The sequence below is a fragment of the Roseivivax jejudonensis genome, from assembly GCF_900172265.1.
Taxonomy (GTDB): domain Bacteria; phylum Pseudomonadota; class Alphaproteobacteria; order Rhodobacterales; family Rhodobacteraceae; genus Roseivivax; species Roseivivax jejudonensis.
This window is the reverse complement of the sequence record NZ_FWFK01000001.1, coordinates 1-21,798: the sequence shown is the minus strand read 5'-3', so window position 1 is coordinate 21,798 and position 21,798 is coordinate 1. Positions and strand designations below refer to the sequence as shown.

Here is a 21,798-nt window from a genome sequence, read left to right as displayed (position 1 = left end):
CCCGTATGCCGTCGCTGTCAGTGCATCCGGGCGCCGTTCGGGACAGGCCGCTCGGGCGCCAGAAGCACGATGGCGCCGTCCGCGTCCGACGCCCCAAGCACCAGCACTTCGGAGCGCACGGGTCCGATCTGGCGGGGCGGAAAATTGACCACCGCCATCACCTGCCGCCCGACTAGCGTCTCTGGCGTGTAGTGCACGGTGATCTGGGCCGACGATCGTTTTTCGCCGAGTTCCGGGCCGAAATCGATCCAGAGCTTGATCGCCGGTTTGCGGGCCTCGGGAAACGGCTCCGCCCGCAGGATCGTGCCCGCGCGAATGTCCACCCTGGTGAAATCGTCGATGCCGATTTCAGTCGTCACGCCCGAGCTCCCGCGACCGGTCCGCTGCGGCGGCAACCGTGGCCCGCATCAGCGGCGCCAGGCCGGTATCGGCGTCCATGAGCACCGACAGTCCGGCGGCGGTCGTACCGTTCGGGCTGGTGACATTCTCGCGCAGTTCGGAAGGGTGGGTGCCCGTTTCCTGCGCCAGCGCGCCTGCGCCGGCCACTGTCGCCCGCGCCAGCGTGAGCGCGAGATCGCGCGACAATCCCTCGGCTTCTGCGGCAGCGGCGAGCGCCTCGATCATATGGAAGACGTAGGCCGGCCCGGACCCGGACGTTGCCGTGACCGCGTCCATCTGGTCCTCGCTGTCGAGGCGGACAGTCTCGCCCACGGCCGAGAGCAGCATCTCGGTCTGTTCGAGATGCGTCTCCGTGGCGGCCGCGTTGCCGATCAGCGCGCTGATCCCGCGGCCGATGGCGGCCGGCGTGTTGGGCATCGCGCGGACGACCGGGGTCTTCGAGCCGAGCAGGTCGGTATAGGTCGACAGCGGGATCCCGGCCGCGACCGACACGAAGAGCGTGCTTCCGCCACCGAGCGTCGCGAGCGTCGGCAGCGCGTCGCGCATCATCTGCGGCTTCACGGCCAGCAGGGCGATCGCCGGATCGGCGGGCATCTCGCCGTCGATCCTGACGTTCTGCGACCGCACCCAGTCCGACGGTTCGGGATCGAGCACGGTGACCGATGTGGCCGGCAGGCCCCGGGCAAGCCAGCCCTCGAGCATGGCCGACCCCATCTTGCCGCACCCGAGAAGCACGAGGCCGCGGCGGGCGATCTCGGTATCCTGCATTAACGCATTCCTTCGATCGAATGAGATGTCGATCGGAGGATTACGCGCGGCCGTAGGCTTCTGCAATGGCGACCTGAAGCGCGGCCTCGGGGCTCTTGTCGGACCATGCGATGAGCTGGAACGCGGGGTAGTAGCGCTCGGCCGACACCACAGCGGCGGTGATCATCGTGTCGATCTGGTCCGGGCTGGCGACTTGTCCGCCGGACAGGACGAGACCGTACCGGAACACCATCAGCGACTGTTCGGCCCAGTAGGAGAAGGCGCCGGCCCAGCACTGGTCGTTGACGCGGTTCAGGCCTTCATAAAGCGCCGGCAGCTTTTCGGTCGGCGGCTCCATGTCGAAGGTGCAGATGAGGCGCAGGGTCTCGTCGAAATGCGACCAGGCGAGGGTGATGGAATAGGTGCGCCACTGGCCCTCGACCGCCATCGCGATCTGGTCGTCGCCCACGCGATCGAAGTCCCAGTCGTTGTGCGACGCGATGTGCTCGACGATGTCGATCGGGTGAATGTCGTCTTCCAGGAACTGCTCGGACAATGCCATGGCGCCAACCTCATCTGTTGTCGCGCCCGGGGCTGGCAGCGCCCCCAGCGCTTGGTGCCTGCTCTAGGGGCGGCGCGTTCTTGCTCCGCCCTTACCAGATATCGTGCCTGTGCCGCAGCTCGAGTGTAAAGCGATATTTTCACGACACGCCCACTAACTTGTGGATTGCGCGATCCCGCACGCAAGATGAGGCGGGCCGCCCTCGCTGCCCAGGCTTTGAGCGTCCGGCCGCTCCGGCTTCGGTTTTTACCGCGCAGCGAAAAATTTACCGTTTGGAAAAATTTTTATCCGTGGCAGGCTCGCCCGAACGATGACGGACCGGAGGATTCCATGGCCGACCCGCTGACCCCAGGCATCGCCTCCGGGCGACTCACCGCCGAGGAGATCGCGTCGAACTTCGCAGATCTGCATGCGCCGCTTTCGCCGCACGAGGCCGCGGTCGCCGCCGATCGGTGCTACTTCTGCTACGATGCGCCCTGCGTCGAAGCCTGCCCGACCGAAATCGACATTCCCCTGTTCATTCGCCAGATCGCGACCGGACAGCCGGAGGCGGCGGGCCGCACAATCCTCGAGCAGAACATCCTCGGCGGGATGTGCGCGCGGGTCTGCCCGACCGAGGACCTGTGCGAAGGCGCCTGCGTGCGCGAGATCGCGGAGGGCCAGCCGGTCGAGATCGGTCGGCTGCAGCGCCACGCCACCGACAGCGTCATGGCCCGGCAGGGTCATCCGTTCGACCGGGCGGCCCCGACCGGCCGGCGGGTCGCAGTCGTCGGCGCCGGGCCGGCCGGGCTCGCCTGTGCGCACGGGCTCGCCATGCGGGGCCACGACGTCACGGTTTACGATGCCCGCAAAAAGCCCGGCGGGCTGAATGAGTACGGCATCGCGGCATACAAGGCGGTGGACGCGTTCGCGGCGCGCGAAGTCGATTGGCTCGCCGGGATCGGCGGCATCACCTTCGAGACCGGCCGCGCGCTGGGCAGCGACCTCCATCTCGACACTCTGAAAGAGACGTTCGACGCAGTGTTCCTCGGGATCGGGCTTGGCGACGTCAACGCGCTCGACATCGAGGGCTCCGAGCGCGAGGGCGTGGATGACGCCGTGTCTTTCATCGCCGAGCTGCGCCAGGCGTCGGATCTCACCGGCCTGCCGGTCGGGCGCAACGTCGTGGTGATCGGCGGCGGCATGACGGCGATCGACGTCGCAGTGCAGTCCAAACTTCTTGGCGCCGAGAACGTGACCATCGCGTATCGTCGCGGGCGCGATCGGATGGGCGCGTCGCAGTACGAGCAGGATCTGGCGACATCGAAGGGTGTGCGGATCGTGGCCAATGCCCAGCCCAAGGCGATCCACGGCAACGGGGCCGCGGTGGAAATCGAGCTCGAATACACCGCCGACGATGGCACCGGCCTGCGCGGGACGGGCGAGACGATGCGCCTGCCTGCCGACCAGGTGTTCCGCGCGATCGGCCAGACCTTCGTGCCGCTCGACGGGTTCGAGACCGAGGGCCGCAAGCTGAAGGTGTCGGACGCGGGCCGGACGTCGGTTTCGGGCGTCTGGGCCGGCGGCGACTGCACGCCCGGCGAGGATCTGACCGTTGTCGCGGTGGCAGAGGGCCGCGATGCCGCCGCAGACATCCATGCCGAGCTCATGGGCGTCGCGGTGCCGCAGACACGCCCGGCGCTGGGCGAGGCGGCAGGGGGCGCCTGATCGGATGCCCGAGTTGCCGGAATGCGAGGCGAACCGACGGCGGGTGGAGGCCGATTGCCTCAACCGCACGATCGAACGCGTCGAGCTGGGCGAGGTCACGCATATGGACCTGCCCGGCGACAACGCGCGCGGCCGGCTGACTGGGCGCCAGTTCACCGAGACGCGCCGTCACGGCAAGGCGATCTTCGCCGGGTCCGAAACCGGACCGTGGATCGTTGTCCATCTCGGGATGACGGGATCGCTCCGGCCCTACGATGCCGGCGGAAAAGAGCCCGACTACGCAAAGGTGACCTTCGTGTTCGAGGGGGACCGCCGGCTGGCATTCCGCAATCCGCGCAAGTTCGGAACGATGGCGGTGATCGACGATCCCGATGCCTACATCGCCGAAAAGCGTCTCGGGCCCGACGCGCTCGACATCGGGGCGAACGCGTTCGCCGACGTGATGGGCCGCACGCGTGGCGCGGTGAAGTCCGCGCTAATGGCGCAGACCAAGTTGGCCGGCATCGGCAACCTGTGGTCGGACGAGGCGCTCTACCGCGCCGGCATCGCGCCGGAGACCCGGGCCGACGCGCTCGGGCCCGACCGGACCGCGCGACTTCACGAAGCGGTGCACGACGTTCTGGGCCATCTCGTGTCGGCCGACGCCGACTACAGCCAGATCCCGGACGACTGGCTGTTTCCGCACCGCACATCCGGCGCGGCGTGCCCGGCATGCGGTGGCAGGATCGAGAAATCGAAAGTCGGCGGGCGCACCGCGTATGCCTGCGCCGATCACCAGGAGGCTGCCTGAGAGCGGCAATCACGACCCAGGGGCCGATACGCCCCACGGCAGGGAGACACCAATGGCCGATCTGACGACCGATTTCGTGGGCATCAAGAGTCCCAACCCGTTCTGGCTCGCCTCCGCGCCGCCGACGGACAAGGAATACAACGTCCGCCGCGCCTTTGAGGCCGGCTGGGGTGGCGTCGTGTGGAAGACCCTCGGCGCCGAGGGCCCGCCGGTCGTGAACGTGAACGGGCCGCGCTACGGCGCGATCTACGGGCCGGACCGTCGCCTCATGGGCCTCAACAACATCGAGCTCATCACCGATCGCCCGCTTGAGACCAACCTCGAAGAGATGGCGCGCGTGAAGGCGGATTACCCCGACCACGCGCTCATCGCCTCGATCATGGTGCCGTGTGAGGAGGAGGCGTGGAAGGCGATCCTGCCGCGCGTGATGGAGACGGGCGCGGACGGGATCGAGCTCAATTTCGGCTGCCCACACGGTATGAGCGAGCGCGGCATGGGCTCTGCTGTCGGGCAGGTTCCGGAATATATCGAGATGGTCACGCGCTGGTGCAAGCGGTACTACGACCGCCCGGTGATCGTGAAGCTGACGCCCAACATCACCGATATTCGCAAGCCTGCGACGGCGGCGAAGAACGGCGGTGCGGACGCGGTGTCGCTGATCAATACGATCAACTCGATCACCAGCGTGAACCTCGACAGCATGGCACCCGAGCCGACCATCGACGGGAAGGGCTCGCACGGCGGGTATTGCGGCCCGGCGGTGAAGCCGATTGCGCTATCCATGGTGTCGGAGATCGCTCGTGACGCCGAGACGCGCGGGATGCCGATCTCGGGTATCGGCGGCGTGACGACGTGGCGCGACGCGGCGGAGTTCATGGCGCTCGGCGCCGGCAACGTGCAGGTGTGCACCGCGGCGATGACCTATGGGTTCCGCATCGTCGAAGAGATGAAGCGTGGCTTGTCGCAGTGGATGGACGAGAAAGGCTACGCGTCGGTGGCCGAGGTCGTGGGGCGCGCGGTTCCGAACGTGACCGACTGGCAATACCTCAATCTCAACTACGTCACCAAGGCGCGGATCGATCAGGATGCGTGCATCCAGTGCGGCCGCTGCTACGCCGCGTGCGAAGACACTTCGCATCAGGCCATCGCGATGAAGCCGGGCCGCGTGTTTGAGGTGATCGATGCCGAATGCGTGGCGTGCAACCTTTGCGTGGATGTCTGTCCGGTCGAGGATTGCATCACGATGGTGGAAATGGCCCCGGGCGAGGTCGATCCGCGGACCGGACGCACGGTGGAGCCGCATTATGCCAACTGGACGACGCACCCGAACAATCCGGCTGCCGTGAAGGCCGCCGAATGAACAACCGGGCCGCCGGCCTCCGGCGGCCCGGTAATTCGTGATGCGGTAATGTCGGGCCCGTCAGGTCTCGCGTGCGGGGCGACGCCGGCAGATCGCGGCGCGGATCTGACGCCAGTCCTCCGCCTCGTCCATCCGGCCTGCAACCTCGCAGGCTTGCGCGCGCTGCGACGCTTCCGCTTCGGCTTTCGGCCCATGGGCGCGGTAGAGCGCGCCCGCGTAGTGAGAGATCTGCATCGCATCCATCTCGGGTCTCCTCCGTCGATGCGTTCTGCCACGAGTGGCCACTGTACCACGCAAACGGACGAATCGGATGGGACGTTCCAAGGGCGTGCCCGCGCCGGCGGCGGCATGCGTATCACCGGCTGTATTCGATCCCGGCGTCGCCTTCGTTCAGATAGATGATCACCCGACAGCCCGGATCGCCGCGCGCAATCGCCTTTTCGATCTCCACGCGCGCATAGCCGAGATTGTCCGCGGCGATGCGGCCGAACACGCTCGACGTCATCATGCACAGCGATCGACGGCCGTGGACGTAGTGCCCGAACGGGCAGGCGCTGTTGACCAGCACGATTTCCTCGTCGTCGACGCTCTCGACGGAGAAGCCGCCGTCGATCCGCCGCTTGAGGTCGACGAGGGCGGCGGCGACCTGTTCGACCTCGAGCCGGTCGCCCGGCACCGCGCCTACGTATTCCGCGTTCATGCTGGAGCCGATGCGGTTGCCGACGCGCGCGATGAACGACGCGGTCTGTTCGAGGCCGACACCGCTTTCGAGGATTTCGGCGAGTTCGCTCAGCAGTTCCCGTACGAAAACGTCGCGATCCCTGGAAATGTGAGCCTCGTCGAATTCCGTTGCGCTCTGCATCTCGCGTCTCCTCGCACTCATCCCCAGTAATAGAGACTAGGTCTTAACAGTGCATTTGAGAAACAGGAATTCATGTCTTCTGGCGGGGGGCCAGGAGCCGAAAAAACAGCGCATCGACATGTGTGGCCGCGCGCTCGCGCGCCGTGGCCTGGTCCGCGGTCAGCGCCCCGACCTGCGCCTCGAAATCGGCGTAGTGCTGCGTGACCGCCCAGATCGAGTAGAGCAGGTGTTCGGGATCGACCGTGGCGAGCTGCCCTTCGTCCACCCAGCGCCGGATGAGCGCGCATTTCTCGTCGAACAGCGGCTTGAGCGTGCTGTCGAGATGCGGCGCCATGCGCGGCGCGCCCTGCAGCACCTCGCCGGCGAAGAGCCGGCTTTCGCGCGGCATCTCGAAGCTCATCTCGAGCTTGCGTCGGATGTAGGCCATGAGCGCGTCGAGCGGTGGCTCGCCGGCGCGCGTCCCCAGCCGCTCGAGAGGGGCGAGCCATCGGCTCATCAGTGCGTTGAGCAACGCCACGTGGATCGAGTCCTTGCTGTCGAAGTAATAGAGGACATTGGGCTTCGACATGCCCGCCCTCTCGGCGATCTGGTCGAGAGTCGCGCCGCGAAACCCGGCTTGCGAGAACACGTCGAGCGCCGCCTCGAGGATCCGGCGGCGATTGCGGGCCTGGATCCGGCTCAGCGGTTTCGTGCCACCCTCGGGAGAGCCGTCCTCGGCCATGCGGGTCCCTTCACTGGAAACATGGCAGGCAGGCTGCCCAAATCTTGTGCGCCGGCCGGGGCGGGCTCGGGATCGCTCGCTTGACAGGCCGCAGCCCGGTTGCAATCGTCCCTTTACCAAACGGTAAAAAACCGGAGCGGGCGCGGTCAAGCGCGGTCCCGCCACCGGCGAACAGGGATGTGACATGGCAGCACCGGGCGAAAACCTGAGGATCGACGGCGAACGGCTTTGGGACAGCCTGATGGAAATGGCGAAGATCGGCCCCGGCGTCGCCGGCGGCAACAACCGCCAGACCCTTACCGACGCCGATGCCGAGGGGCGCGCCCTGTTCCAGCGCTGGTGCGAGGATGCCGGCTGCAGCATGGGTCTCGACACGATGGGCAACATGTTCGCGCGCCGCGAGGGCACCGATCCCGACGCGCTGCCGGTCTATGTCGGCTCGCATCTCGATACGCAGCCGACGGGCGGCAAGTACGACGGAGTGCTGGGCGTCCTGGGCGGGCTGGAGATCGTGCGCTCGCTGAATGACCTCGGAATCCGTACGAAACGTCCCATCGTGGTGACGAACTGGACGAACGAGGAAGGCACCCGCTTCGCGCCGGCGATGCTGTCGTCGGGGGTCTTTGCCGGCATGCACGCGCAGGACTGGGCCGAGGACCGGACCGACGCAGAGGGCAAGCGCTTCGGCGACGAGCTCGACCGCATCGGCTGGCGCGGCGAGGAGCCGGTGGGCACGCGCGAGATGCACGCCTTCTTCGAGCTGCATATCGAACAGGGCCCGATCCTCGAGACGGAGGGCAAGGACATCGGCGTGGTCACGCACGGACAGGGCCTCTGGTGGCTGCAGGTCACGCTGACCGGCAAGGACGCGCATACCGGCTCCACGCCGATGGAGATGCGGGTCAACGCCGGCCTTGGCATGGCGCGGATCACCGAGGCTGTCCACCGCATCGCGATGGACCACCAGCCAAACGCTGTCGGGGCGATCGGGCAGGCCAACGTCTATCCGAACTCGCGCAACGTGATCCCCGGCAAGGCCGTCTTCACCATCGATTTCCGGTCGCCCGATCTCGACAAGCTCAACGCCATGCGCGACCGGCTCGAGACCGAGGCGGCCGAGATCGCGGAGACACTGGGTCTCGGCATCGAGATCGAGCCGGTCGGGCATTTCGATCCGGTGACCTTCGATACGGGCTGCGTGGCGGCGATCCGGGACGCGGCCGAGCGTCTGGGATACTCGCATCGCGACATCGTGTCGGGTGCGGGCCACGACGCCTGCTGGATCAACCGCGTGGCGCCGACGGCGATGGTGATGTGCCCCTGCGTCGACGGGCTTTCGCACAACGAGGCCGAGGAGATCACCAAGGACTGGGCGCGCGCCGGGGCCGACGTGCTGATGCACGCAGTGGTGGACACCGCGGAGATCGTCGCGTGACCGCACGCACGGGACTCATCATCGTCGTCCTGCTGGCCGCCGGTTGCTCCGGCGGGTTCGGCGGCGGCGGAGGCGAGGGCGGCATCCGTCAGGTGGGCGGCACCACGCTCGTCGAGGATGCCGAGGGCGCCACGCTGATGATCGACGAGAACGGCTGCCAGTCGGTGGTGCCGGCGGGGTCCAGCATCGCCGAGCCGGTGCTCGACGGCGACGGCGCGCCGGTCTGCGTGGCGCCGGCGGGGTGATCCGCGCCGGACCGCCGGTGGCGGCGACGGGATACGAGTATTTTTGCCAAGAAGAAGCGCAGGACCGCGCGCGACAGACCACACGGCGCGCCAGAGACGACAGGGAGAGACCATGACCAAGGTCATCAAGAACGGCACCATCGTCACCGCGGACCGCACCTGGACGGCGGACGTGCTGATCGAGGGCGAGACGATCAAGCAGATCGGCGAGAACCTGTCCGGCGACGAGGTGATCGACGCCTCGGGCGCCTATGTCATCCCCGGCGGCATCGACCCGCACACCCACATGGAGATGCCCTTCATGGGCACGACCGCCGCCGAGACCTTCGAGACCGGCACCTGGGCCGCGGCCTGCGGCGGCACCACGATGACGGTGGACTTCGTGCTGCCGGGCGCCGACGGGTCGATCAAGAATGCGATCAACGACTGGCACCGCAAGTCCGGGCCGCAGATCTGCGCCGATATCGGCTTTCACTGCGCGGTGACCGGCTGGAACGAGCTGATCTTCGACGAAATGAAGGACGCCGTCGACATGGGCGTCAACTCGTTCAAGCACTTCATGGCCTACAAGGGCGCGCTGATGATCGAGGATGACGAGATGTTCGCGTCGTTCAAGCGCTGCAAGGAGCTGGGCGCGCTGCCGATGGTGCATGCCGAGAACGGCGACCTGGTCGCGGACATGCAGCAGCAGATGCTGGAACAGGGCATCACCGGGCCCGAGGGCCACGCCTATTCCCGTCCGCCCGAGTTCGAGGGCGAGGCGGCGAACCGTGCGATCACCATCGCCGATGCGGCGGGCGTGCCGCTCTACATCGTGCACGTGAGCTGCGAGCAGGCGCACGAGGCGATCCGCCGGGCGCGGCAGAAGGGGATGCGGGTCTATGGCGAGCCGCTTGCACAGTTCCTGACGCTCGACGAGAGCGAGTACTTCAACACCGACTGGGACCACGCCGCGCGCCGGGTGATGTCGCCGCCGTTCCGCAACAAGCAGCACCAGGATTCGCTCTGGGCCGGGTTGCAGGCGGGATCGCTGCAGGTGGTCGCGACCGACCACGCCGCCTTCTCGACCGAGCAGAAGCGCATGGGCGTGGGCGACTTCACCAAGATCCCGAACGGGTCGAACGGTCTCGAGGAGCGGCTCGGCGTGCTGTGGACGACGGGCGTGGAGACCGGGCGGCTGACGATGAACGAGTTCGTGGCGGTCACGTCCTCGAACGTGGCGAAGATCCTCAACATCTATCCCAAGAAGGGCGCGATCGTCGAAGGCGCGGACGCCGACATCGTGGTCTGGGATCCGTCGATCACCAAGACGATCAGCGCGTCCAATCACCATTCCATCCTCGACTACAACGTGTTCGAGGGATTCGAGGTCACGGCCCAGCCGCGCTACACGATCAGCCGGGGCGAGGTGATCTGGGCCTGGGGCCAGAACAGCCAGCCGCAGCCGGGGCGCGGCCGGTTCGTGCCGCGTCCGGCCTTCCCCTCGGCGCACACCGCGCTGTCGAAATGGAAGGCGCTGACGGCACCGAAGCAGATCCACCGCGACCCGATGAACATCCCGGCGGGGGTGTGATTTGGCGGGCACGGGCACGGCACGAAACCCGGCATCGGGGCGGCCGATCGTGAGGTTCGCCGTGGCCTACTACGCGACGACGGGTCTGACCTATGTCCTGTTCCCGCTGGCGGCGGTCGGGCTCGCGGCCGCGATCGGCGCCGTGATCGGCGGGATGCCCGAGGACGCGAGCGCCGTCGCTGTCGTGACGGCCGTCGTCTCGTCTTCGGCCGTCGGCTGGCGGTTCGCCCTGCCGTGGCTCGCCACGGCGGTCACGGTGGGCGCGGCGGTGGCGGCGCTCCTGTTCGCGCCGGTCTTCGGGCTCGCCGCGCGGGTGATGTCGCGCCGTGCCGCGGCGATGGTGGCCCTGCCGGGGGCTGTGTGGGTCGCCGCGATCGGTTCCTTCACGGTGCTGGTGGCGGCATCCGGCGAGCGCCCGGTCTGGCCGGATGCCCGGGACGCCTCGGTCTGGGTCGGGGCGGTCGCGGCGCTCGTGTCGCTGCCGGTCGCGCGATCGGCGTGGACGGAGGCGGACCATGTCTGACACGACGTCCGACGCAACGCCCGAACCCGTGTCCGGCGCGGGAGCCGGTCCGGTGGTCTCTGCAGCGAACCTGGAGCTGACATTCCATACGAATGACGGGCCGGTTCACGCGCTGAAGGACGTGGATCTCGAGATCGGGCAGGGCGAGTTCGTGTCCTTCATCGGCCCGTCGGGCTGCGGCAAGACGACGTTCCTGCGCTGCGTCGCCGGCCTCGAGACGCCGACCGGCGGCCGCCTGAGCGTGAACGGAATGAGCGCCGACGCCGCGCGAAGGGCGCGGGCCTACGGCTACGTCTTCCAGGCCGCGGGCCTCTATCCATGGCGCACCATCGACGGCAACATCCGGCTGCCGCTCGAGATCATGGGCTTTTCCGAGGAGGAGAAGCGGCGGCGGGTGCGCGACACGCTGGCGCTCGTCGACCTCGAAGGGTTCGGGACGAAGTATCCCTGGCAGCTGTCGGGCGGCATGCAGCAGCGCGCGTCGATCGCGCGCGCGCTCAGCTTCGATGCGGGCCTGCTGCTGATGGACGAGCCGTTCGGCGCGCTCGACGAGATCGTGCGGGACCGGCTGAACGAGGAGCTTCTGGCACTCTGGGGGCGGACGGGCAAGACCATGCTCTTCGTCACCCATTCGATCCCCGAGGCGGTCTACCTGTCGACCCGGATCGTGGTGATGTCGCCGCGGCCGGGGCGGATCTCGGACGTGATCGAGAGCCCGCTGCCGCGCGAGCGGCCGCTCGACATCCGTGACAGCCGCGAGTTCATCGACGTCGCCCACCGGGTTCGCGAAGGGCTGCGCGCCGGTATGGAGGCGGCATGACGCAGCGGACGGCCGACCGGACGCGCAGCACGCCGGACTCCCGCGGGGCGGCGCGATGACCGACACGGCTCCCATCTCCGGGCAGGGCGCCGGTATCGGACGCTCCGCGCGCGCCGCGCTCTGGATGCGCGGGATCGGTCACACGCTGGTGCCGGTGGCCACCATCGTCGCGGCGATCCTGGGGCTGTGGTATCTCGCGTGCATCCCGATGAACGCGCAGTCCTCGGTTCTGGCGGCGGCGCGCGCGGGAATCGCGGTCACGCCGGAGAGCCCGGCCGAGCGGCGCCAGATGGGCGGGCTCGCGCTCGCGCTGGCCAACCCCGAGGTCGCGGTCTCGGGCGCCTTCGGACAGGACCGCGCGCGGCTGCCCGCGCCGCACCAGGTGGCGGCCGAGCTCTGGGCCGGGACCGCCGGTGAGCCGATCGGCTCCAACCGCTCGCTGGTCTATCATGGCTGGGTGACGCTCTCGGCGACGCTTCTCGGCTTCGTCATCGGCACCGGGCTCGGCATCGCGCTGGCGGTGGGCATCGTGCACAGCCGGGTGATGGACATGAGCGTGCTGCCCTGGGCGATCGTGAGCCAGACGGTGCCGATCATCGCGATCGCGCCGATGATCATCGTGGTGCTCTACTCGATCGGCATCCAGGGCATCGTGCCGAAGGCCGTGATCTCGGCCTACCTTTCGTTCTTCCCGGTGGTGGTCGGCATGGTGAAGGGGCTGCGCAGCCCCGACGGGATGCAGCTCGATCTCCTGGCGACCTACGGCGCGTCGAAGGCGCAGATCTTCCGCAAGCTGCGGCTGCCGGCCTCGATGCCGTATCTCTTCGCCTCGCTGAAGATCGGCATCGCGGCGTCGCTGGTGGGCGCGATCGTCGGCGAGCTGCCGACCGGCGCCTCGGCGGGCTTCGGCGCGCGGCTCCTGGCGGGAAGCTATTACGGCCAGACCGAGCAGATCTGGGCGGCGCTCTTCGCCGCGGCGATTCTTGCGGCGCTGTGCGTCGGGGCGCTGGGCGTGGTGGAGCGCGCGCTTCTCGGGCGGATGGGAATGCGGTCGTGACGGCGCGCCTGCCCGAGACCGGAGGGGGGCTGCGCGCCCCCCGCTGCCTGCGGCAGCCCCCCGCGGAGTATTTCCGCCAAGAAGATGCGGCTGCGCCCTGTCGTGGGCGCGGGGAGGCGATGCCGTGCTGCTCGTGAGCCTCGCGCTGATCCTGTGGGCCGGGGCGTGGTACGCCAATGCGCGGCTCGCCAACGGGCCCGCGGCGGACAGCGCAATGGTGCGGCTGGCTGTGCCGCTCGTTTTCGGCGCGACGCTGCTGGCGATGTGGGAACTGATCGTGCGCGGGCTCGGGGTGCCGATGGTGATCCTGCCGGCGCCGAGCGTGATCGCGGCGACCTTCGCCGACCGGATAGGCACGTTGTGGGAGGACTTCGTCCAGACCTTCGTGAAGGGGGCGCTGTCGGGCTACGCAATCGGCTGCGTCGCCGCCTTCGCGGTCGCGATCCTCGCCGATCGCGTCGATTTCCTGCGCCGCGGGCTGCTGCCGGTCGGAAACTTCATGGCGGCGTTGCCGATCGTCGGAACGGCGCCGATCCTGGTGATGTGGTTCGGCTTCGACTGGCAGTCGAAGGCAGCGGTCGTGGTGGTGATGGTGTTCTTTCCGATGCTGGTGAACACGGTCGCGGGGCTCGCGGAAACCGGGGCGATGCAGCGCGACCTCATGCGCACCTACGGCGCGTCGTACCTGCAGACCCTGCTGAAGCTCCGGATTCCGGCGGCGATGCCCTTCGTCTTCAACGGGCTGAAGATCTCGACCACGCTCGCGCTCATCGGCGCGATCGTCGCGGAGTTCTTCGGCTCGCCGATCCGCGGCGTCGGTTTTCGCATCTCCACCTCTGTCGGGCAACTCGCGCTCGACATGGTGTGGGCGGAGATCGCGGTGGCGGCGCTCGCGGGTACGCTGTTCTACGGCGCCATCGCGGCCGTCGAGAAACGGGTCACGTTCTGGCACCCGTCGCACCGGACCTGAGAGACGGGCGAGAAGCCGGGACCCACAAGGAGGTACTGACTACATGACGACCAGACTTATCGCAGGGGCGCTCGGCCTCGCCGCGCTCGCCGTGCCGGCGTCCGCGCAGGAGGCCGACGAGGTGACGCTGCAGCTCAAGTGGGTGACGCAGGCGCAGTTCGCCGGGTACTACGTGGCCGAGGAACAGGGGTTCTACGACGACGAGAACCTCGACGTGACGATCAAGCCGGGCGGACCCGACATCGCGCCCGAACAGGTGATTGCCGGCGGTGGCGCCGACGTCATCGTGACGTGGATGGCCGCGGGGCTCGCCGCGCGCGAGCGTGGCGTGCCTCTCGTCAACATCGCCCAGCCCTTCGCCACGGGCGGGCTGCAGCTGACCTGTCTCAAGGAGACCGGCGTCGAGAGCCCGGAGGACTTTCCCGGGCGCACGCTCGGCGTCTGGTTCTTCGGCAACGAGTATCCGTTCTACGCCTGGATGGCGCAGCTCGGCATCGACACCGACGGCGCCGACGAGGAGGGCGTGACCGTCCTCAAGCAGGCGTTCAACGTCGATCCGCTGTTGCAGGGGCAGGCGGACTGCATCTCGACGATGACATACAACGAGTACGGCCAGATCCTCGACGCCGGCTACACCGAGGAGGAACTCGTCAACTTCAACTATCTCGACGAGGGTGTCGGCATGCTCGAGGACGGGCTCTACGTGCTGGAGGAGGACCTCGAGGATCCGGAGTTCGTCGACAAGATGGCCCGCTTCGTCCGCGCCTCCATGCGCGGCTGGAAATGGGCCGAGGACAACCCCGAGGAGGCGGCGCAGATCGTCGTCGACAACGACATGACCGGCGCGCAGACGCTCGATCACCAGGTCTACATGATGGGTGAGGTGGCCAAGCTGACCGCCGGTTCCGACGGCGCGCTCGACCCGGCCGACTACCAGCAGACGGTGGATACGCTGCTTTCGGCGGTGTCCGAGGAGAACCCGGCGATCACCGAGGAGCCCGAGGGCGCCTGGACCCACGCGGTGACCGACGAGGCGCTCGGCGGCGATTCCTGAGCGCCGGCGCCTGACTGAAGACGCCGCCGGGTCCCGGGCCCGGCGGCGTTCGTCGTTCGGGGGCCCTCGGCGCGGGATCGGTCGCCCCACCGCTCGGCCGAGGTCACGGCCCGGCCGAGGTCACGCCGCGGCGGGCCGGCGCGGCTTTACATCTGCGGGCGGTTGGTGTCGCTTCGGCGGGAGACGACCAATTCGGAGATGTGCGTGAGCGAAGCAGTACGGCCCCGCACGGGCGGGCAGATCCTTGTCGACCAGCTTCTGATCCATGGCGCCGACCGCGCGTTCTGCGTGCCGGGCGAGAGCTATCTGGAGGTTCTCGACGCGCTGCACGATCACCGCGACCGCATCACGCTCTACAATGCGCGCCACGAGGCCGGGGCGGCCAACATGGCCGAGGCGCACGGCAAGCTGACCGGACAGCCGGGCATCGCCATGGTCACCCGCGGCCCCGGCGCCTGTCATGCCGCGGTGGGGGTGCACATCGCGCACCAGGATTCGACGCCGATGATCCTGCTGATCGGGCAGGTGGCCCGCGATGCGCGCGACCGCGAAGGGTTCCAGGAGGTCGATTACCGGGCGATGTTCGCGCCGCTGGCCAAGTGGGTGGCGGAGATCGACAGCGCGGCACGCATCCCCGAATACCTGTCGCGAGCGTTCCGCACCGCGATGTCGGGCCGGCCGGGGCCGGTCGTCCTGTCGTTGCCCGAAGACATGCTGACCGAGCGTGCGGCCCCCGCGGACGCGCCGCCGGCGCGCGCGACGCGGGCCCGCCCGACGAACGCGGACGCCGCCGACATCGCCGCCGCGATGGCGGAGGCGAAGCGGCCGCTGGTCATCGCAGGCGGGCCGGTCTGGAGCGACGACGAGGCCGCCGCGCTGCGGGCCATGGCGGAGGCGAACCGCCTGCCGGTGGCGGTGTCGTTCCGGCGGCAGGACGTGATGGACCACCGGTCGGACGCTTATGTGGGAGAGTTCGGCACCGGCGTCGCGCCGGCGCTGGTCGAGGCTGTGGGACGGGCCGACCTGCTGCTGGTTCTCGGCGCGCGGCTGGGTGAAATCACCACGAAGTCCTACACCACGCTCGCCGCGCCGGCGCCGCACCAGACGCTGATCCACGTCCATGCCGATGCCGACGAGATCGGCCGCGTCTTCGCGCCGACCCTCGGGGTGGCGGGCCATGCGCCCGCGGTTCCGGCGGCACTCGCCGCGCATGCGCTCGCGCCCGAGGCGGAGAGCGGATGGCTGGAGGAGCTGCGCGCGGCGCGGCTCGCCGACCTCGAGCCGCCACAGACCGACTGGCCGCTCGACCTCGGGCAGGCGATGCGGATCCTCGATGCGGCGCTGCCGGATGACGCGGTCGTGACCCTCGACGCGGGCAACCATACCGGCTGGCCGCAGCGGTTTCTGACCTTCGGGCGGCCCGGGCGGCAGCTCGGCTCGACCTGCGGATCGATGGGCTACGCGGTGCCGGCGGCCGTGGCGGCGAGCCTGCACGCGCCGGCGCGCACCGTCGTCGCCTGCGTCGGCGATGGCGGGTTCATGATGTCGGGGATGGAGATCGCCACCGCGGTCCAGCATGGCGGGCGGCCCATCGTGCTGGTGTTCTCCAACGGCAGCTACGGCACCATCCGCATGCACCAGGAGCGCGAGCATCCCGGCCGCGTGTCGGGGACCGATATCGCCAACCCGGATTTCGGGGCGCTGGCCACCGGGCTCGGCGCAAGGTTCGCGCGGGTCGAGACGACGCAGGCATTCGCCCCGGCGCTCGAGGCCGCGATGGCGGCGGACCGCCCGACGGTGATCGAGCTCGTCACCGATCTGGAGCGGATTTCCACCCGGACCACGATCTCGGCGTTGCGCGCGGGGCGGTGAGCGCCGGGCGTTCAGGCGGCGAGGAGCAGCCGCGCCTCGTGCGGGCGCAGGCGCGGGCGGGCCGCGACATATTCTTCGCGGCCGGTCTCTTCGACCAGCTCGGGGAAGATCTCGAGCAGCTCGTCGCGCTGCTCGGCCTCCAGCGCGCCGAGCGAGGCGGCGCAGGGCTGAAAGCTCTCGGTCCAGAGATCGTCGCTCATGACCAGCTCGTGGTCGTCGAACATGAAGTGGACATAGGTCGTCGCGCGCGCCGGTCGCCGGGTCACGCCCGGCTGGCCGAGGAGCGCGCGGGCGGGAACGAGCACCTCGTCGAGGCCGAGCAGCATCTGCGTCTCGGGCCCGCGGATCAGCACGCAGTGCATCGGCGAGACGTCCATATCTCGCGAGGGCAGGCCGGGCCCGAGCGCGTCCCGCGCGAGCCGCACCGGGCGCAGATGCGCATGCTCGGCCATCTCGTCGGCGGTGATGTGGCGGTGCCCGGCCCAGCGGACGGGGCGATAGCCGTGGTCGCGGGTCAGCACCCGGTCGCCGACGCGGATCTCGGTCACCTCGACCTCGCCGCGGTCGGTCTTGATCCAGGTGCCGGCGGTGAAACAGGGGCTGTGAACGAAGCGCGACGCCGCGGTGTCCGCGGTCGGGTCGACGCTGCGGCCGGAGGGGGCGGGCGTGTCGCACACGCCGGCGACCGAGCCCGTCGCGGTCTCGTTCCGTGCGCCTTGCGTGCTTCCGAACTCCGTCATCTGGTGGTCTGCCGATCGTGTCTTGTTGCGTTCTGCATGCGCGGCCGGTCGGGCCGGGCCATCACCCGTCCTCTTCGCCCGCCAATACGGCCCTCAGACGCACCAAACGTGGCAGGATTGCGGAAAATAGAGGTATTGTTTCGACCTTTGAAAACCGTAAACCCGGGCGGCGTCGCGTGCAGGTTGTCGGCGCCGTCGCGCGCCTGTCACACTGGATCCTCAAGACATCGAGAGAGAGCATCGTGAGAGGAGACCGCCCATGCCCGCCATTGATCGTCGCCGCTTCATGACCGTCGCCGGGGCGACCGGCCTGTCGCTTCTGCATCCGTTCTCGGCGCGGGCGGCGTCGGGGCAGGTGCACCTGCGGCTGATGGAGACCACGGACCTCCACGTCCACGTCTATCCCTACGACTATTACGCCGACCGGCCGTCGGACACGGTGGGCCTCGCCCGGACAGCGGCCCACGTCGCCGCGATCCGCGCGGAGGCGACGAACGCCCTGCTGTTCGACAACGGTGACTTTCTGCAGGGCAACCCGATGGGCGATTACATCGCCTACGAGCGCGGCATGCGCGAGGGCGACATGCACCCCGTCATCACCGCGATGAACGCGCTCGGCTTCGATGCCTCGACGCTTGGCAACCACGAGTTCAACTACGGGCTCGATTTCCTGATGACCTCGCTTGCCGGCGCCGAGTTTCCGATCGTGTCCGCCAACGTGGTCAAGGACGCGGGCGCGGGCCCGCGCGACGACACGACGCTGGTGCCGCCCTACGTCATCCTCGACCGCGAGGTGACCGACGGGGCCGGCGCGACCCATCCGATCCGGATCGGCGTGATCGGCTTCGTGCCGCCGCAGATCATGTCATGGGATCGCCAGCACCTCGACGGGCGCGTCACGACGCGTGACATCGTGGCGGCCGCGCGGGCGTGGGTGCCGCAGATGCGCGAGGAGGGGGCTGACATCATCCTCGCCCTCAGTCATTCCGGCATCGGCAGCCCCCGGCACGAGGAGGGAATGGAGAACGCCTCCGTTCCGCTGGCGCGCGTCGACGGGATCGACGCGCTGATGACGGGACACTCGCACCTGGTGTTCCCGTCGCCGGACTACGAAGGCTTCGCCGATGTCGATCTCGCCGCCGGCACCATAGCCGGCAAGCCTGCGGTCATGGGCGGCTTCTGGGGCAGCCATCTCGGCGTTGTGGACCTGATGCTCGAACGCGATGCCGGCGCATGGCGGGTGGTGACGACCGAGGTCGCGACACGGCCGATCTACGAACGCGCCGAGGACCGCTCGGTGACGCCCACCGTCGAAAGCGTGGAACCGGTTCTGGCCTCGGTTCGGGACGTGCACGAAGCGACGCTCGCCTATGTCCGCCGGGCGGTCGGCAAGACCGCGGCGCCCCTTCACTCGTATTTCGCGCTGGTGGCGGACGATCCATCCGTCCAGATCGTGTCGAACGCGCAGACCTGGTACATCCGCCAGATGCTCGAAGGCACACAACATGCCGGCCTGCCGATCCTCTCCGCCGCGGCGCCGTTCAAGGCCGGCGGCCGGGGCGGTCCGGACTACTACACAGACGTGCCGGCGGGCGACGTGGCGATCAAGAACGTGGCCGATCTCTATCTCTACCCGAACACGGTGCGGGCAGTGCGGATCACCGGGGCGCAGGTCCGCGAATGGCTCGAACGCGCGGCGGGCATGTTCAACCGCATCGAGCCCGGCGCGACCGACGCCACGCTGCTGAATCCCGATTTCCCCTCCTACAATTTCGACGTGATCGATGGTGTGAGCTACCGGATCGACCTGTCGCAGCCGGCACGATACGACGCCGACGGTGCCGTCGCGCATCCGGACGCCCACCGGATCGTCGACCTGACCCGCGACGGCGTGCCGATCGACCCCGACGCCGAGTTCATCGTGGCGACCAATAACTACCGCGCCGGCGGGGGCGGCGAATTCCCCGGTGCGACGCCGGAGACGACGGTCTTCGAGGCGCCGGACACCAACCGCGACGCGATCGTGCGCTACATCGTGGAGCAGGGCACGGTGACACCTTCAGCGGACGGCAACTGGCGCTTCGCGCCGATGCCGGGCACGACCGTTCTCTTCGATACCGGACCGGACGCCGCGCGCTACATCGAGGATGTCGAGGGCGTCGAGATCGAGGAGACCGGCCTCGTGACCGAGACTGGCTTCGCACGCATGCGCATCCGCCTGTAGGCCGCCGGAGCGTGCGCTGCGCCGGAATTCGTCCGAGACAACCGCGCACCGCTTTGCTAAGCCCCGGGGCGACGGCCCCGTGGCTCAACTGGATAGAGCAGCCCCCTCCTAAGGGGCAGGTTGCAGGTTCGAATCCTGCCGGGGTCGCCACCTTTTGATTTATCCTATACTTTTCAAGCCACTAGAGCCAGATTTTTCCTGCGGGTCGGCGCTGTTTTCCGATACATGTTCAGGATCTACCCCACGCACTGCTCCGCGCCGGTCCATTTCGGCCGTGTAGTGCGCGATCTCGGACAGGCTCCTATGCCCCGTCCAAGCGCCGATCTGTGACGTGGTGCCCCCAGCGTTCGCGAGAGCGACTGCGCGCGCCTTCCGCAGCCCGTGCGCACTCAGTTCCAGCCCGATAGCCCGGCAGGCCGCAGATATGTCCTGCCCTGCGCTCTTGTGTGATCGAGCGCGCTTGCGGTTCGTCTGAAGGAACGTCAGGCCCGGCCCGAGATGGGCGATAGCGTCCATGCACATTTGTCTGTCTGCTTCCATGCCGCGCGCGTAGGCGGGTAGGGTGCACGTCCAGGGCACGTAAGCCATGTCTTGCGTCTTGCCCTGTCGGAAGCACAGCACGCCGTCTGCGTCGATGTGCGGCCGGCCGATCTTCACGACGTCACCGATCCGTGCGCCGGCCCAATAGGTCAGCTCCATAATGGCGCGGCACGTGGTGCCGATGGGGTAGGCTGCGCGGAACGCTGCAATGCTCTGTAGGCTCCATGTCGGATGCCCGCCAGTGTTTAGCCGCTTGGGTTTCCTGAGACCCACTGTCGGATCGGCCCGCAGCCAGCTTTTCTCTATGCAGAATCCAGCCCAGAACCGCCACGCCTTGAGCCTAGCCTCTGGGTTCGGACTGCTGTTCATGTCCGCTCGGATATGGTGCTGTTCAACGGCCGACGCCTTCACCCCTCCAACCTTCGCAATGACCGCCTCAGCCTGCCGGGTTACGGTCGCCCTGTAGCCTTCTGAAAACGTATGGAACCTGTCAGACGCGAGAGCCGCCTTGAAGGTGCTGCCAATGGTGCCGGTTGCGTGAGCCTTTGGCGGGGCGAGTTCCTTGGCTGCGGCCGCCCACGCTGCGATAAAGTCTGGGTGATCTATCGGCAGATCACTCGGCAGCTTAACGAGGCGCGGCTTCCCGCCCCTGCGCGTGCGGAAATACCGCTGGCCCGTCTTGGGATGCGTCCACAGCCCCTTCAACCTGACACTCCGAACGCTTTGTCGCATGCCGCGCGGTCCTTCTCTGTCGCTGTGACAGGGAAGCTATCGACACCTGGCGCGATCCTGTAAACCCTGCCGCCGGCCTCAATGACGATGGTGGTGCCGGTCGCGGTCGCAACCTCCGCCGCATCGCGCAGTTGCTGAGGCGTTAGCGGCCGTCCCATCCTACGCCCCTCCCGCCTTGCTAGGGTCAATGCACGAAAACCACCGCTCGCACTTGTCCAGCGCCTTCTCTGCGGCCTTTATGTCGCCTGATCGGATTGACTGGCGCAGGCGATCAAAGTCCCGCAGCATGGTTTCTGCACGCGCCGGAGCGATGAAGGGTTTCCCGTATGCGTTCGGCTCGTCTGTCAGGTGCGGCTCTGTCATCTCACTTTCCCCCGCCGGGATTGCCTATGCACAGAACGGCGGGGCCTACGTAGATCATGACGCCGTGCGAGACGGCTTCCGCGCCGATCACAAGGCATGTGGGCTTCCACATCAGGACAAATCCAATCCCGAAGCCGGGCCACCATTTCCCGGTGATGCCACGGTATCCCGCATGTTCGAGCGTTGTTCGCTTGTTGAACACCATCTCACCCTCCCGCCTTGCTAGTGGTGCGGGCGGGCTCACGCATCGTCATCGCTCGTCTCCGTGTGGGGGGGGGGGGGGGGGGGGGGGGGGGGGGGGGGGGGGGGGGGGGGGGGGGGGGGGGGGGGGCGGCGGGGGGGGGGAAGAGAAGAAGGCAAAACCCTAAGCACCAGAACTACGCGTTTCGCCGTCGTGCTGGTGATACAAAAAAAAAAAAAACATACACAACACTAGCGACAGCAGAGTGACTGATCACATGTAAGCGAGCTGCTATGTACGTGTGACGTCGTGCGTTACTTA

At 68.1% G+C, this 21,798-nt stretch carries 22 protein-coding genes and 1 tRNA gene; 14 read left to right on the top strand and 9 right to left on the bottom strand.

The window, feature by feature from the left end:
- Positions 1-17 precede the first annotated feature (17 nt).
- From ROJ8625_RS00120 to ROJ8625_RS00110, 3 genes are read right to left on the bottom strand one after another with little or no spacing between them, the layout of a single operon-like run.
- Positions 18-359 (bottom strand): tRNA-binding protein, encoded by a 342-nt coding sequence (locus tag ROJ8625_RS00120; protein WP_085789829.1) that lies wholly within the window; start codon positions 357-359, stop codon positions 18-20.
- Positions 349-1,167: a pyrroline-5-carboxylate reductase gene (proC, locus tag ROJ8625_RS00115; protein WP_085789828.1), complete on the bottom strand. Its 819-nt coding sequence runs from the start codon at positions 1,165-1,167 to the stop codon at positions 349-351. Before proC ends, ROJ8625_RS00120 begins: the two co-directional genes overlap by 11 nt.
- A gap of 40 nt (positions 1,168-1,207) precedes the next feature.
- A complete protein-coding gene (locus tag ROJ8625_RS00110; RefSeq protein ID WP_085789827.1) occupies positions 1,208-1,708 on the bottom strand; it encodes a type III secretion system chaperone family protein in 501 nt (166 codons plus the stop codon).
- A 330-nt stretch (positions 1,709-2,038) separates the two neighbouring features.
- Between ROJ8625_RS00110 and ROJ8625_RS00105 the strand changes: the two genes are divergently transcribed.
- From ROJ8625_RS00105 to preA, 3 genes are read left to right on the top strand one after another with little or no spacing between them, the layout of a single operon-like run.
- On the top strand, positions 2,039-3,415 hold the full coding sequence (locus ROJ8625_RS00105; protein WP_085789826.1) for an NAD(P)-dependent oxidoreductase: 1,377 nt from the start codon (positions 2,039-2,041) through the stop codon (positions 3,413-3,415).
- Between the two features lie 4 nt (positions 3,416-3,419).
- Positions 3,420-4,205, top strand: a complete 786-nt coding sequence (locus ROJ8625_RS00100) for an Fpg/Nei family DNA glycosylase (RefSeq protein ID WP_085789825.1) — start codon at positions 3,420-3,422, stop codon at positions 4,203-4,205.
- Between the two features lie 52 nt (positions 4,206-4,257).
- Positions 4,258-5,565 (top strand): NAD-dependent dihydropyrimidine dehydrogenase subunit PreA, encoded by a 1,308-nt coding sequence (gene preA, locus ROJ8625_RS00095; protein ID WP_085789824.1) that lies wholly within the window; start codon positions 4,258-4,260, stop codon positions 5,563-5,565.
- Positions 5,566-5,625: 60 nt separating this feature from the next.
- On the opposite strand, the gene ROJ8625_RS00090 is transcribed toward preA, so the two are convergent.
- From ROJ8625_RS00090 to ROJ8625_RS00080, 3 genes are all read right to left on the bottom strand, one after another.
- Positions 5,626-5,808 carry a hypothetical protein gene (locus ROJ8625_RS00090; RefSeq protein WP_085789823.1) on the bottom strand — a complete coding sequence of 61 codons (183 nt, stop codon included), beginning with the start codon at positions 5,806-5,808 and terminating at the stop codon, positions 5,626-5,628.
- 112 nt (positions 5,809-5,920) lie between these two features.
- Complete coding sequence (locus tag ROJ8625_RS00085; RefSeq protein ID WP_143534997.1) at positions 5,921-6,427, bottom strand: methanogen output domain 1-containing protein; 507 nt, start codon at positions 6,425-6,427, stop codon at positions 5,921-5,923.
- Positions 6,428-6,497: 70 nt separating this feature from the next.
- Positions 6,498-7,148, bottom strand: coding sequence for a TetR family transcriptional regulator C-terminal domain-containing protein (locus ROJ8625_RS00080; protein WP_085789821.1), 651 nt, complete (start codon positions 7,146-7,148; stop codon positions 6,498-6,500).
- Positions 7,149-7,332: 184 nt separating this feature from the next.
- On the opposite strand from ROJ8625_RS00080, the gene ROJ8625_RS00075 reads away from it, so the two are divergent.
- The 9 genes from ROJ8625_RS00075 to ROJ8625_RS00035 all read left to right on the top strand — a co-directional run bounded on the left by ROJ8625_RS00075 (position 7,333) and on the right by ROJ8625_RS00035 (position 16,697).
- Positions 7,333-8,583: a Zn-dependent hydrolase gene (locus ROJ8625_RS00075; RefSeq protein WP_085789820.1), complete on the top strand. Its 1,251-nt coding sequence runs from the start codon at positions 7,333-7,335 to the stop codon at positions 8,581-8,583.
- The gene (locus tag ROJ8625_RS00070) at positions 8,580-8,828 is read left to right on the top strand and encodes a hypothetical protein (protein ID WP_085789819.1); all 249 of its coding nucleotides are present in this window, start codon (positions 8,580-8,582) and stop codon (positions 8,826-8,828) included. The genes ROJ8625_RS00075 and ROJ8625_RS00070 overlap by 4 nt, the downstream gene beginning before the upstream one ends.
- Before the next feature lie 112 nt (positions 8,829-8,940).
- Positions 8,941-10,401 carry a dihydropyrimidinase gene (hydA, locus tag ROJ8625_RS00065; protein WP_085789818.1) on the top strand — a complete coding sequence of 487 codons (1,461 nt, stop codon included), beginning with the start codon at positions 8,941-8,943 and terminating at the stop codon, positions 10,399-10,401.
- Between the two features lie 49 nt (positions 10,402-10,450).
- The gene (locus ROJ8625_RS00060) at positions 10,451-10,924 is read left to right on the top strand and encodes a hypothetical protein (RefSeq protein WP_143534996.1); all 474 of its coding nucleotides are present in this window, start codon (positions 10,451-10,453) and stop codon (positions 10,922-10,924) included.
- Positions 10,917-11,744 carry an ABC transporter ATP-binding protein gene (locus ROJ8625_RS00055; protein ID WP_085789816.1) on the top strand — a complete coding sequence of 276 codons (828 nt, stop codon included), beginning with the start codon at positions 10,917-10,919 and terminating at the stop codon, positions 11,742-11,744. Before ROJ8625_RS00060 ends, ROJ8625_RS00055 begins: the two co-directional genes overlap by 8 nt.
- 124 nt (positions 11,745-11,868) lie before the next feature.
- The gene (locus ROJ8625_RS00050; protein ID WP_234984164.1) at positions 11,869-12,801 is read left to right on the top strand and encodes an ABC transporter permease; all 933 of its coding nucleotides are present in this window, start codon (positions 11,869-11,871) and stop codon (positions 12,799-12,801) included.
- Positions 12,802-12,925: 124 nt separating this feature from the next.
- Entirely contained in the window at positions 12,926-13,771 is an 846-nt protein-coding gene (locus tag ROJ8625_RS00045) for an ABC transporter permease (RefSeq protein WP_085789814.1), read from the top strand.
- 43 nt (positions 13,772-13,814) lie between these two features.
- Positions 13,815-14,825 carry an ABC transporter substrate-binding protein gene (locus ROJ8625_RS00040; protein ID WP_085789813.1) on the top strand — a complete coding sequence of 337 codons (1,011 nt, stop codon included), beginning with the start codon at positions 13,815-13,817 and terminating at the stop codon, positions 14,823-14,825.
- A gap of 198 nt (positions 14,826-15,023) precedes the next feature.
- Positions 15,024-16,697: a thiamine pyrophosphate-dependent enzyme gene (locus ROJ8625_RS00035; protein WP_085789812.1), complete on the top strand. Its 1,674-nt coding sequence runs from the start codon at positions 15,024-15,026 to the stop codon at positions 16,695-16,697.
- 11 nt (positions 16,698-16,708) lie between these two features.
- Here ROJ8625_RS00035 and ROJ8625_RS00030 read toward each other — a convergent pair whose 3' ends face one another.
- Positions 16,709-17,437 (bottom strand): Hint domain-containing protein, encoded by a 729-nt coding sequence (locus ROJ8625_RS00030; protein WP_085789811.1) that lies wholly within the window; start codon positions 17,435-17,437, stop codon positions 16,709-16,711.
- Positions 17,438-17,696: 259 nt separating this feature from the next.
- Between ROJ8625_RS00030 and ROJ8625_RS00025 the strand changes: the two genes are divergently transcribed.
- Positions 17,697-19,661 carry a bifunctional 2',3'-cyclic-nucleotide 2'-phosphodiesterase/3'-nucleotidase gene (locus ROJ8625_RS00025; protein WP_085789810.1) on the top strand — a complete coding sequence of 655 codons (1,965 nt, stop codon included), beginning with the start codon at positions 17,697-17,699 and terminating at the stop codon, positions 19,659-19,661.
- Between the two features lie 73 nt (positions 19,662-19,734).
- A tRNA-Arg gene (locus ROJ8625_RS00020) sits at positions 19,735-19,811 on the top strand.
- Between the two features lie 9 nt (positions 19,812-19,820).
- On the opposite strand, the gene ROJ8625_RS00015 is transcribed toward ROJ8625_RS00020, so the two are convergent.
- Positions 19,821-20,906 carry a tyrosine-type recombinase/integrase gene (locus ROJ8625_RS00015; RefSeq protein WP_159456674.1) on the bottom strand — a complete coding sequence of 362 codons (1,086 nt, stop codon included), beginning with the start codon at positions 20,904-20,906 and terminating at the stop codon, positions 19,821-19,823.
- 391 nt (positions 20,907-21,297) lie between these two features.
- Positions 21,298-21,501 (bottom strand): hypothetical protein, encoded by a 204-nt coding sequence (locus ROJ8625_RS20490; protein WP_143534995.1) that lies wholly within the window; start codon positions 21,499-21,501, stop codon positions 21,298-21,300.
- Positions 21,502-21,798 lie beyond the last annotated feature (297 nt).

Bases quoted from the DNA above. Each gene is read 5' to 3' on its own strand.
- proC (WP_085789828.1), bottom strand. From the start codon at position 1,167: ATGCAGGATACCGAGATCGCCCGCCGCGGCCTCGTGCTTCTCGGGTGC.
- ROJ8625_RS00110 (WP_085789827.1), bottom strand. From the start codon at position 1,708: ATGGCATTGTCCGAGCAGTTCCTGGAAGACGACATTCACCCGATCGAC.
- ROJ8625_RS00105 (WP_085789826.1), top strand. From the start codon at position 2,039: ATGGCCGACCCGCTGACCCCAGGCATCGCCTCCGGGCGACTCACCGCC.
- ROJ8625_RS00100 (WP_085789825.1), top strand. From the start codon at position 3,420: ATGCCCGAGTTGCCGGAATGCGAGGCGAACCGACGGCGGGTGGAGGCC.
- preA (WP_085789824.1), top strand. From the start codon at position 4,258: ATGGCCGATCTGACGACCGATTTCGTGGGCATCAAGAGTCCCAACCCG.
- ROJ8625_RS00090 (WP_085789823.1), bottom strand. From the start codon at position 5,808: ATGGATGCGATGCAGATCTCTCACTACGCGGGCGCGCTCTACCGCGCC.
- ROJ8625_RS00085 (WP_143534997.1), bottom strand. From the start codon at position 6,427: ATGCAGAGCGCAACGGAATTCGACGAGGCTCACATTTCCAGGGATCGC.
- ROJ8625_RS00080 (WP_085789821.1), bottom strand. From the start codon at position 7,148: ATGGCCGAGGACGGCTCTCCCGAGGGTGGCACGAAACCGCTGAGCCGG.
- ROJ8625_RS00075 (WP_085789820.1), top strand. From the start codon at position 7,333: ATGGCAGCACCGGGCGAAAACCTGAGGATCGACGGCGAACGGCTTTGG.
- hydA (WP_085789818.1), top strand. From the start codon at position 8,941: ATGACCAAGGTCATCAAGAACGGCACCATCGTCACCGCGGACCGCACC.
- ROJ8625_RS00055 (WP_085789816.1), top strand. From the start codon at position 10,917: ATGTCTGACACGACGTCCGACGCAACGCCCGAACCCGTGTCCGGCGCG.
- ROJ8625_RS00050 (WP_234984164.1), top strand. From the start codon at position 11,869: ATGCGCGGGATCGGTCACACGCTGGTGCCGGTGGCCACCATCGTCGCG.
- ROJ8625_RS00040 (WP_085789813.1), top strand. From the start codon at position 13,815: ATGACGACCAGACTTATCGCAGGGGCGCTCGGCCTCGCCGCGCTCGCC.
- ROJ8625_RS00035 (WP_085789812.1), top strand. From the start codon at position 15,024: ATGTGCGTGAGCGAAGCAGTACGGCCCCGCACGGGCGGGCAGATCCTT.
- ROJ8625_RS00030 (WP_085789811.1), bottom strand. From the start codon at position 17,437: ATGACGGAGTTCGGAAGCACGCAAGGCGCACGGAACGAGACCGCGACG.
- ROJ8625_RS00025 (WP_085789810.1), top strand. From the start codon at position 17,697: ATGCCCGCCATTGATCGTCGCCGCTTCATGACCGTCGCCGGGGCGACC.
- ROJ8625_RS20490 (WP_143534995.1), bottom strand. From the start codon at position 21,501: ATGGTGTTCAACAAGCGAACAACGCTCGAACATGCGGGATACCGTGGC.